Here is a 9,912-nt window from a genome sequence, read left to right as displayed (position 1 = left end):
ATACAATACAAATGAGCTTTAATTCAGGAGTAATAAATAGTAACAATATTTCAGTATACCTTTTAGAGTATTAACTAGAAATTTATTGTTGTAGGTTACATGAATTAAAGAAATATTAATAAATTTTTGGAGGTTGTACAATGAAAGGTACAGTTAAATGGTTTAACGCAGAAAAAGGGTTTGGATTTATTACTACTGAAGAAGGCAATGATGTTTTTGCACATTACTCACAAATTCAAAAAGATGGTTTCAAAACATTAGAAGAAGGACAATCTGTTGAATTCAATGTAGTAGAAGGTCAAAAAGGACAACAAGCTGAAGAAATAGTTATATTATAATTAAAGCTTCTAAAACCTCTTAGATATCTAAGAGGTTTTCTGTTTATTTTCAATAAAAATTTGGAGGTATCCTATGTTTAAAGAAAATGTTGTTGCAGTAGTAAATGGTAAAGAGATTACCACGAATGATATAATGAAATTTTTAAATGAAATGAATCCACAAACAGCAGCTCAATTTCAATCAGAAGATGGTATTAAAAGAATAATTGAAGAGCTTGTAAATCAAGAGTTACTTTACTTAGATGCCATAGAAAAAGGCTATGAAAATGATATCGAATTTAAAGAAGTTTTAAAAACTGTTAAAGAAAATTTATTAAAAGGATATGCATTTAATAAAATAGTAGAAGGTATTGAAGTAACTGATGAAGAGATTAAGAACTATTATGAAGAAAACAAAGATATATACACTAAACAAGAAACTATGAATGCTAGTCATATACTTGTTGAAAATGAAGAAAAGGCTTTTGAAATTATTGATATGATAAACGAAGGATTATCCTTTGAAGAAGCAGCAGAAAAATATTCCACTTGCCCATCAAAAGAAGTAGGTGGAAATTTGGGCGAATTTGGAAGAGGACAAATGGTTCAAGAATTTGAAAAAGCTGCTTTTGACTTAAATGTTGGAGAAATGTCAGAACCTGTAAAAACCCAATTTGGATATCATATAATTAAGGTCAATGAAAAGTTTGACAAAGGCATATATGCTTTAGAAGATGTTAAGAGTGAAATCGAAAGACAGATTTTAATTAACAAACAAGAAGAAAAATATCAATCAAAAGTAAATGCTTTAAAATTAAAATATCCCGTTGAGATAATGTAAAAACTAAGTCACAGATTTTTTAAATCTGTGACTTAGTTTTTATTTATAGGCTCTTATATATTGAGAAGGGTACTCAATTTTAACATTATGAGAAATAGCATTATTTAAAATCCAATTTGGGTTTCTCAAAAGTTCTCTACCTAATGCTACTAGATCAGCTCTTTCATTTCCAAGGATTTCTTCTACTTGATCAATATTTGTAATCAAACCGACGGCAATAGTAGGTAATCCTGTTTCATTTTTTAGATACTCAGCAAATTTTACCTGATATCCTGGGAAAATATTTATAGGTGCTAAAACAAGACCTCCAGAACTTACGTGAACAATATCAATCAATTCTTTAATTTCATTAATTATATCTTTCATCATGTAAATATTTATCCCATCGCTTACATAATCACTTGCAGATACTCTCAAAATTATGGGCCTATTTTCAGGCCATACTTCTCTAACGGATAATAATATTTGCTTAAGAAATCTTACCCTGTTTGTTAAACATCCACCATATTCATCTGTTCTATGATTGCTAATTGGAGAAAGAAATTGGTGAATAAGGTATCCATGAGCAGCATGTATTTCAATTGCATCGTAGTCAGCCTCTAGTGCTCTACGGGTTGAAAGTTTAAATGCTTTAATTACTTCGTCTATATCTTTTTTTGTCATTTCTCTAGCTATTTTATAATCGTCACCAAAATCTATGGCTGAACAGGATATTATATCCTCAGTTTTTACACCGCATTTTCTACCAGCATGTGCAAGCTGTATAGCCATTTTTGAGCCATATTTTTTTACATTTTTTACTAATTCTTTAGATTTTTCTATTTGGCTATCCTCCCATAAGCCTAAATCATTACCAGAAATTCTACCTCTCTTCTCTACACTTGTTGCTTCTTGAATTATAAGCCCAACACCACCTAGAGCTCGTGCTATATAATGTGCATAGTGAAAATCCTCAATATAACCTGAATCATCACTAGAATAAGTACACATAGGTGGCATTACTACTCTGTTCTTTAAAGATAAATTTTTAATTTCAAATTGTTGAAATGTAAGCATTATATCACCTCAAGCTATATATACCACAAATTACAATAAACTATCACTTTTTAGATATTAATTAATATGTTAAATATTTCAATTATTATAAATAATAAATTTTGTAATAGATATACATATAAATTTAACATTTATGATAATATAATAATGATATTAACTTTAGAAAAGTAGGAGTGAGACAATGAAAAGAATATTTAAAGGAGACATTATTTATACTTCAAATCCTAAGAGTTTTGAGATATATGAAGATTCTTATTTAATTGTTGAAAATGGTGTAGTGAAATCAATTTGTAAAGATCTAGAAAGTATATCAGATGATTATGAAGTGCTAGATTTTACTAATAAATTAATAATACCTGGATTTGTAGATATTCATCTCCATTCTTCGCAGTATTTAAATATAGGTTTAGGTATGGATAAAGAATTGATACCTTGGCTAAACACTTATACCTTCCCAGAAGAAGCGAAGTTTAAAAACATTGAGTATGCTAAAATCGTATATGAAAAATTTATATCTGATTTGATTAATAAAGGAACCACAAGTTCAGTGATATATGCTACTATTCATAAAGAAAGCACATTGTTACTCATGGATCTACTTAATGAATCTAAACTTAGAGCATATGTCGGTAAAGTTAATATGGATAGAAATACAACAGAAGACCTATGCGAGGAAACTGATAGATCCTTAAGAGATACTGAAGATATTATTTTAGCTACAATGGGAAAAAATGTAAAACCTATAATTACACCTAGATTCGTACCTTCATGCACGCCTGAATTGATGAGAGGATTGGCTGATTTAGCAAATAAATACGACATACCCGTTCAATCACATTTAAGTGAAAACACAAATGAAGTAGAATGGGTTAAAAAACTACATCCTGAAATCAAGAACTATGCTAGTGTATATGATGAATTTGGATTGTTTGGTCAAACTAAAACTATAATGGCACATTGTATTTATACAACAGATGAAGAAATTAAACTCATGAGTGAAAGGGGAGTTTTTGCTGCTCATTGTGCATTATCAAATTATAATTTATCAAGCGGTATAATGCCAGTTAGAAAATATTTAGACTATGGAGTCAAAGTTGGCATAGGAAGCGATATTTCTGGAGGAAACACTCTAAGCATTCCACAATCAATTGTAAGCACAATCCAAGCCTCAAAAATAAAGTGGTTAGAATCAGGAAAGGAATTATATCCATTGTCATTTAGCGAAGCTTTTTATATGGCAACAAAAGGCGGAGGAGAATTTTTTGGGAATGTTGGAAGTTTGGAAAAAGGGTATAAAGCAGACTTTTTAGTTATTGATGATAGCAATATAACTAACCATAATGAATTTGGAGCATTTGAAAGATTACAAAAATATATATATTCAGGAAATGAAACCAACATCATAAAAGTTTATGTAAATGGGGAGAGGGTAAAATAATAGATTTTTGTATATTACTGTGCTATAATCAAAATTGTACAGTATTATATTAGAGGTGGTTAAGTATGCCTAGACAAAACGGTATTAGTTTGGAAGATGTGCTAAATCTTCCGATAATGAGCAAATGCAAGCTGATATCAGGGTTTAAAGGGGTCAGAAACACAGTTTCAAGAGTAAATATTATAGCTGATCCAGATATATTTGATTGGGTAAAGGAAGGAGAATTACTGTTAACTACGGCATACTCTTTCAACAAAGCTGATATTGATTATCAAAAAAACATTATACTAAATTCTAAAAATAGAGATTTAGCAGGTATCGGTATAAAAATTTCTCCATATTTAGAGCGTTTGAATGATGAAATATTAGAATATGCAGATGAATTGAATTTCCCAATAATAGAGATAGATCCAGATTTACCATTATCTGAAATACTTATGGAAGTTATGAAACAGATTTATAATAAACAAACGACTTTACTCGAAAGAATTGAAAAAGCAAATGAAAAATTTATGGAAATTATGCTAGAAGGGAAATCGTTAAACGAGGTTATTGATGTTGTATATAGTAATATAAAAAATCCAGTTGCTATAATTATGAAACATCAAAATTTAAAGTATGAACATTTTCAAGAGATAAGAGAGAATTTAAAAGAAGAACTTGAAAAAGATATGATTAAGTTTTGTGATAGCAATCTTAGGTTTAAACATAAGAGAATGTATGAAGATAAAGTTTTGATAAATGGTAAATTTTTTGATAGAATGGCTATACCAATAATTTTAAGAGATGAAATTCAGGGCTACATAGTTTCTTGGTCAATAGATACACCGCTTGGGGGATTCGATTTATCCATCATGGAATCTGCATCAACTATTATTTCGCTATTCCTATTACAAGAGTCAAATGTGAAAGAAGTAGAGATAAAATATAGATCTGAGTTTTTCGAAGATTTAATTTCAGCTGACTCAAAGAGAAAAGGAAAAGCATTGGATAGGGCTCATTTTTTCAATCTAGTACCTAATGATTATTATATAGTTGAGGTTATGAGCTTTAAGTTTCGTAATTTTGAGAACTATGATGATAATTTTGTGTTTGATTATCTAAAAAATCATTCCAATCAGGTTGTGTCAACTATTGAAAAAATAATGGATAAATACAAGTTAAATGGTATTGTGTCTACTAAATTAAATGGTATACAGATTCTTATAGAATTTAACAATACAAATAATTACAAGAGAATATTGAATGAATTTAATCAGGAAATGTATAATGCTATAAATCAAAGACTAGATAATGTTGATATTAGGATAGGCATAGGGCGGTTATACAAAGGCCTTGAAAATGCAAATAAAAGTTTTTCAGATGCTCTAAGAACTATAAGAACTGGTAAGGAATTAACAAATAGGACTATTATAACATATGAAGAATTAGGAGTTTTTAAGATTTTATGTCAGGATTCTTTAGTTGATGAATTAGAAGATTTTTATCAAACTACTTTAAAACCACTTGTGGAATATGATGAAAAAAAGTCTACAGAATTAGTAAAAACATTACAATGTTATTTTGATCACAATGGGAATTTAACGAAGATGTCTGAAGCATTATTTACTCACTATAATACAATTTTATATAGAATTAACAGAATTCAAGAAATAACTGGACTAAATTTAAATGATCCAAACGATAGGTTGAATTTAGAAATTGCACTTAAAATAAAACAAATGTTATAGAAGAATAAAGGCTTTAAAGCCTTTATTCTTCTATAACAGCAATTGCTCTAATAGGAGATCCAGAGCCATCTCTAATTTTTAATGGTAAACCTATATATAGGAAACGTTTGTTGATTAATTTATCGAGATTACATAAGTTTTCTGTATTTGTTATATTATATTCTGCACATATCATATGGCCAGAGAAGTTAATATCATCTGGAGTCAAGTCTATCGCTGGAGCATCTACACCGATATTAATAACCCCACTTTCAGCTAAATACTTGGCAGCTTCATAACTTAGGCCAGTGTACTCCTTTTGATAAAATTCTGTTCCATAAAACCGATCGTAATGACCAGTATACAGCAACACTATATCACCTTTTTGAATTTCTTGTTTAGAGTTCTCGATTGATTTTTTTAAATCTTTTACTTCTATATAATTTGGATACATTACATTGCTTACATCCAAACATATAGCAGAACCGAAAAAATAATCCATAGACATTTTGTCTATAGTCAAACCATTTTCTTTAAATTCACTAATTCCATCACAATGAGTGCCACAATGTTCACTTATAAGCAAGTTTCTAGCAGAAAAGCCTAAAGTCTTACTTCCTGTTTCTTTCATATTTTCTTCATAAGTCATATTAGTCATTATGAAAGTCTTTTGATGCATTGGAAACATTGACATACCTTGAAATATTTCTTGAGAAAGGTCTACAATTTTAAGAGCCATTTTATCACCTCTTCTTTATATTAATTCTATTATAACCGATTAAATTGATTGTGCTATATATATTTTTTACAAAATGTTATAGCAAGTAAACAAAAAAAGCAAATTAATAAGGAAGTTATATCAAAAAATTTAGTAAATATTCACAAAGTTAATTCAATATAATTGTGATAATATTTAAATGTAAATGAAAAATAGGAGGGATTGTAATGTATGATGTGATTATTAAAAATGCTAGAATACCACAAGCAGATGAAACCGTTCTCACTAATATATTGGTAAAGGATGAGAAAATAGCTGGATTTATTGACAATATTGATGGAATTGATGCGAAAGAGGTAATAGACGCAAATGGACATTTAACACTTCCTGGATGCATTGATTCACATACTCATTTCATGTACCAAGGGTTTCCTCATCGAGAAAACTTTTTAACTGGAACAGCATCAGCAGCAGCAGGTGGAGTTACTACTATCATAGACATGCCATGTTGTTCAGTTCCATCGGTAAGATCTGTTGAGCAACTGAAACTGAAACTTGATGCAGTAAGTCCACAAGCATTGGTAGATTTTGCTTTTTGGGGTGGAGTAACTGGAGAAGATGTAAGAAATGGTTGGTTACATAATGTGGAAGAACAAGCTGAATATGGCGTAGTTGCATATAAGGCTTATATGACCCCTTCAGTACCAACCTATCCAAGAGTTGATGATCCTGAAATGCTTGAAGCATTTACAGCGGTTGCAAAAACAGGTTTACCTATAGGGATTCATGCTGAAAACTATGCAATGTGTGATTATTATGTTAAAAAACTACAAAGAGAAGGCAGAATGGATGGTCCTGCTTGGGCTGAAGCGAGACTTGAATTAGCAGAAAAAGTAGCAATCGAATTAGGAATTAGTTTTGCAGAGCATACTGGTGCTAGATTACACATAGTTCATATGAGTACTGGGATAGGAGCTAAATTAATTGGGGAGGGCAAGAAAAGAGGCCTAAATGTAACAAGCGAAACATGTCCTCATTATTTGACTTTAAATTACCAAGAAGCCATGACTAAATACGGACCGTTAGCTAAAATTGCGCCACCTCTAAGAACCAAAAAAGATAATGAAGAATTATGGGAAGGCTTAAGAAATGGTAGTGTAGATTTTATGGCTACTGATCATGCGCCTTATGAGCTTGAGAGTGAAAAATTAAGCAAAGGAATGAACATATGGACATCTTTCCCTGGAATACCAGGAGTTGAGACAATGGTTCCTGTGTTGATTAGTGAAGGATACAATAAAGGTAGACTCTCATTAAGCAAGTTAGTTGAAGTTTTGTCAACTAATGCTGCAAAGCACTATGGGATATATCCTAAAAAAGGAGCAATGAATATAGGGTCAGATGCTGACTTTACAATTATAGACTTAGATAAAAGATGGAAAATCGATCCTAAAAAGCTTGCATCTTTATGTGGATATACTCCATTGGAAGGAATGGAACTAAAAGGGAAAGTAGCTAAGACTATTTTAAGAGGGACTTTGATATATGAAGACGATTCAGATAGTGAATTAGCAAAAATGAGTGATGAAGATTTACAAAGAATAGTTCACAATTATCCAGAAGGCTTAGAAGAAAGATATGCTGACATATTAAAAGAGTACCCACATCTTCATAGCAAAGAGTATGAAAATAGTTATAGAAAACAACATCCTGAATTAATTGATGCACATATAAGAGGAATAAAAGGGATTAAAGTTAAGCCAGGATTTGGACAATTTGTCAAGAGACAAAGCATACAAGTGCTTCCAAGAAGAATTACTTTCTAAATATAATATTGAATAAATATAAAAACTAAAATATAATGAAGGAGTAGATAAGATGTCAAGACATGCGATTTTAGTAATAGATATGCTTAACGATTTTGCAGATCCAAATGGAGTTTTGTATTGTCCTAATAGCAGAAAAATAATACCTACAATGCAAAAATTATTTGATTGGGTAAGAGAGAGAAATAAAAACGGCAATGATGATGTTCAATTAGTTTTTATCCAAGAAGCACATAGGAAAAATGATGCTGACTTCAAAGTTAGACCTGTACATGCAGTAAAGGGTACATGGGGTTCAGACTTCATAGACGAATTAAGACCATTAGATAATGAGTATATTGTGCAAAAGAGAAGACATAGTGCATTTGCTCATACTGACTTAGATTTATATTGTAGAGAAGAAAAGATAGACACAATAGTTGTCACAGGAACATGGACAAATGTATGTGTTAGGAGCTCCGCTTCAGATGCGTTATATTATGCCTATAGAGTTATAACATTAAGTGATGCTGTACAATCTAAAACTGAAGAAATGCATCAAAGTGGTTTAAGAGATTTAAGTATTTTTACAAAAGTAATGACTGTTGATGAATATATCGATGCTTGGGAACAAGGTCTTGATCCATGGGAAGGCGGAGGAGATAGAGAAAATAAGGTTGAATAATGTTTAAATACTAGGCGAGTGATTACTCGCCTAGTATTTAAAGGAAAGTGGGGAAAAGAATGCGCATAATAGTTGGGATTACAGGTGGAAGTGGGGCTATTTATTCAGTTTCCTTACTTCAAGCCTTACATGAGCTTAATATTGAAACACACCTCGTTGTCTCGAAAATGGGTGAATATGTATTAAAACAAGAATGCGACATAAGCATATCAGAAATATCTAAATTATCTACTTATTTTTATTCCAATGATGACTTTACAGCTCCAATTGCAAGTGGGTCATTTAAAACTGATGGAATGGTTGTTGCTCCTTGTTCTATGAAAACACTTTCTGCTATAGCAAATGGATATTCCGATAATCTGCTAACAAGAGCATGTGATGTTATCATAAAAGAAGGAAAAAAATTGGTTTTAGTTCCTAGAGAAACTCCTCTGAGTTCAATACATTTAGAAAACATGTTAAAATTGAGTAACTTAGGGGTGAAAATATTTCCGCCAATTCCAAGTTTCTATAATAAACCAAATTCAATTGAGGATATCGTAATTCAAATGACAGGAAGAATTTTAGATAATTTAAATATTGACAATAATCTCGTAAATAGGTGGAATGGGAGGTGATTTGGTGGAAACACAAATGTTAAGATCAACACTCGATAAATTGAGAAAATCAGAAGATTTGCTAATATGTGAACAAAAGGTCTCTTCTGAGTATGAACTTGGGGCAATACTTAAATATTTTAACAATAAAAAGCCTGTTCTTTTTAAAAATGTGGATAGAAATAATATGATTGCAGCAGGCGGATTATATGGAAGTAGAGAAATAATTTTCAATTTAATGCAGATGGATAAACATAATAGAATTGATAGATTCATAAATGCCCTAATTAATCCAATGGATTTTAACGTAGTTGAAGATGGTCCTGTAAGAGAAAACATCATAAAACACAATATTGACTTAGGAAAGCTATTTCCAATACCTAAATTTAATGAAAAAGATTCAGCTAGATACATAACTGCTGGTGTTTTAGTAGTAAAAGATGCAAAAAACAATAATTATTATACTTCAATTAGACGGTTTCAATATTTAGGCTCTAATAAATTATCTGTATTGATAGCATCTAAAAAATTGATGAATGACTTTCTAGAATTGGAAAAACAAAATAGAGCAATGGAAGTAGCAATAGTTTTAGGATATGATGCTGAATTTCTAATGGCAAGTCAATACAGTACAGATTTATACGGTGTTGATAAATACAAAATTGATAGTGCTTTGCGAAACGAGCCTCTTAAATTGGTCAGGTGTGAATCTGTAGATTTGTTAGTACCAGCGTATTGTGAAATTGT

General features: G+C 30.7%; 10 protein-coding genes. 8 read left to right on the top strand and 2 right to left on the bottom strand.

Annotation, left to right across the window (positions count from 1 at the left end):
* Positions 1 to 140: 140 nt before the first annotated feature.
* Positions 141 to 338, top strand: a complete 198-nt coding sequence (locus ACTB1H_RS07635) for a cold-shock protein (RefSeq protein WP_463262250.1) — start codon at positions 141 to 143, stop codon at positions 336 to 338.
* Between the two features lie 73 nt (positions 339 to 411).
* Positions 412 to 1,158, top strand: coding sequence for a peptidylprolyl isomerase (locus ACTB1H_RS07630; protein WP_463262249.1), 747 nt, complete (start codon positions 412 to 414; stop codon positions 1,156 to 1,158).
* A 39-nt stretch (positions 1,159 to 1,197) separates the two neighbouring features.
* Here the strand turns inward: ACTB1H_RS07630 and namA are convergent, their stop codons facing one another.
* Positions 1,198 to 2,214, bottom strand: a complete 1,017-nt coding sequence (gene namA, locus ACTB1H_RS07625; protein WP_463262248.1) for an NADPH dehydrogenase NamA — start codon at positions 2,212 to 2,214, stop codon at positions 1,198 to 1,200.
* Between the two features lie 181 nt (positions 2,215 to 2,395).
* On the opposite strand from namA, the gene guaD reads away from it, so the two are divergent.
* Together guaD and ACTB1H_RS07615 are read left to right on the top strand one after the other, a co-directional pair.
* On the top strand, positions 2,396 to 3,652 hold the full coding sequence (gene guaD / locus ACTB1H_RS07620; protein ID WP_463262247.1) for a guanine deaminase: 1,257 nt from the start codon (positions 2,396 to 2,398) through the stop codon (positions 3,650 to 3,652).
* Positions 3,653 to 3,717: 65 nt separating this feature from the next.
* Positions 3,718 to 5,382, top strand: coding sequence for a PucR family transcriptional regulator (locus ACTB1H_RS07615; RefSeq protein WP_463262246.1), 1,665 nt, complete (start codon positions 3,718 to 3,720; stop codon positions 5,380 to 5,382).
* Positions 5,383 to 5,404: 22 nt separating this feature from the next.
* On the opposite strand, the gene ACTB1H_RS07610 is transcribed toward ACTB1H_RS07615, so the two are convergent.
* A complete protein-coding gene (locus ACTB1H_RS07610; RefSeq protein WP_463262245.1) occupies positions 5,405 to 6,100 on the bottom strand; it encodes a cyclase family protein in 696 nt (231 codons plus the stop codon).
* Positions 6,101 to 6,306: 206 nt separating this feature from the next.
* On the opposite strand from ACTB1H_RS07610, the gene allB reads away from it, so the two are divergent.
* The 4 genes from allB to ACTB1H_RS07590 form a co-directional block, all read left to right on the top strand.
* Positions 6,307 to 7,905 (top strand): allantoinase AllB, encoded by a 1,599-nt coding sequence (gene allB / locus ACTB1H_RS07605; RefSeq protein WP_463262244.1) that lies wholly within the window; start codon positions 6,307 to 6,309, stop codon positions 7,903 to 7,905.
* A gap of 52 nt (positions 7,906 to 7,957) precedes the next feature.
* Positions 7,958 to 8,569 carry a cysteine hydrolase family protein gene (locus ACTB1H_RS07600; protein ID WP_463262243.1) on the top strand — a complete coding sequence of 204 codons (612 nt, stop codon included), beginning with the start codon at positions 7,958 to 7,960 and terminating at the stop codon, positions 8,567 to 8,569.
* Between the two features lie 59 nt (positions 8,570 to 8,628).
* Positions 8,629 to 9,186 (top strand): UbiX family flavin prenyltransferase, encoded by a 558-nt coding sequence (locus ACTB1H_RS07595; protein ID WP_463262242.1) that lies wholly within the window; start codon positions 8,629 to 8,631, stop codon positions 9,184 to 9,186.
* A 4-nt stretch (positions 9,187 to 9,190) separates the two neighbouring features.
* On the top strand, positions 9,191 to 9,912 hold a 722-nt coding region (locus tag ACTB1H_RS07590), incomplete at its 3' end, for a UbiD family decarboxylase domain-containing protein (RefSeq protein ID WP_463262241.1).

This window comes from Soehngenia sp. (genome assembly GCF_055108775.1).
This window is presented reverse-complemented; position numbering and strand designations above follow the sequence as displayed.

Excerpts from the sequence above, each read along its gene's own strand:
- ACTB1H_RS07630 (WP_463262249.1), top strand. The coding sequence starts at position 412 with ATGTTTAAAGAAAATGTTGTTGCAGTAGTAAATGGTAAAGAGATTACC.
- ACTB1H_RS07610 (WP_463262245.1), bottom strand. The coding sequence starts at position 6,100 with ATGGCTCTTAAAATTGTAGACCTTTCTCAAGAAATATTTCAAGGTATG.
- allB (WP_463262244.1), top strand. The coding sequence starts at position 6,307 with ATGTATGATGTGATTATTAAAAATGCTAGAATACCACAAGCAGATGAA.
- ACTB1H_RS07600 (WP_463262243.1), top strand. The coding sequence starts at position 7,958 with ATGTCAAGACATGCGATTTTAGTAATAGATATGCTTAACGATTTTGCA.
- ACTB1H_RS07635 (WP_463262250.1), top strand. The coding sequence starts at position 141 with ATGAAAGGTACAGTTAAATGGTTTAACGCAGAAAAAGGGTTTGGATTT.
- ACTB1H_RS07595 (WP_463262242.1), top strand. The coding sequence starts at position 8,629 with ATGCGCATAATAGTTGGGATTACAGGTGGAAGTGGGGCTATTTATTCA.
- guaD (WP_463262247.1), top strand. The coding sequence starts at position 2,396 with ATGAAAAGAATATTTAAAGGAGACATTATTTATACTTCAAATCCTAAG.
- namA (WP_463262248.1), bottom strand. The coding sequence starts at position 2,214 with ATGCTTACATTTCAACAATTTGAAATTAAAAATTTATCTTTAAAGAAC.
- ACTB1H_RS07615 (WP_463262246.1), top strand. The coding sequence starts at position 3,718 with ATGCCTAGACAAAACGGTATTAGTTTGGAAGATGTGCTAAATCTTCCG.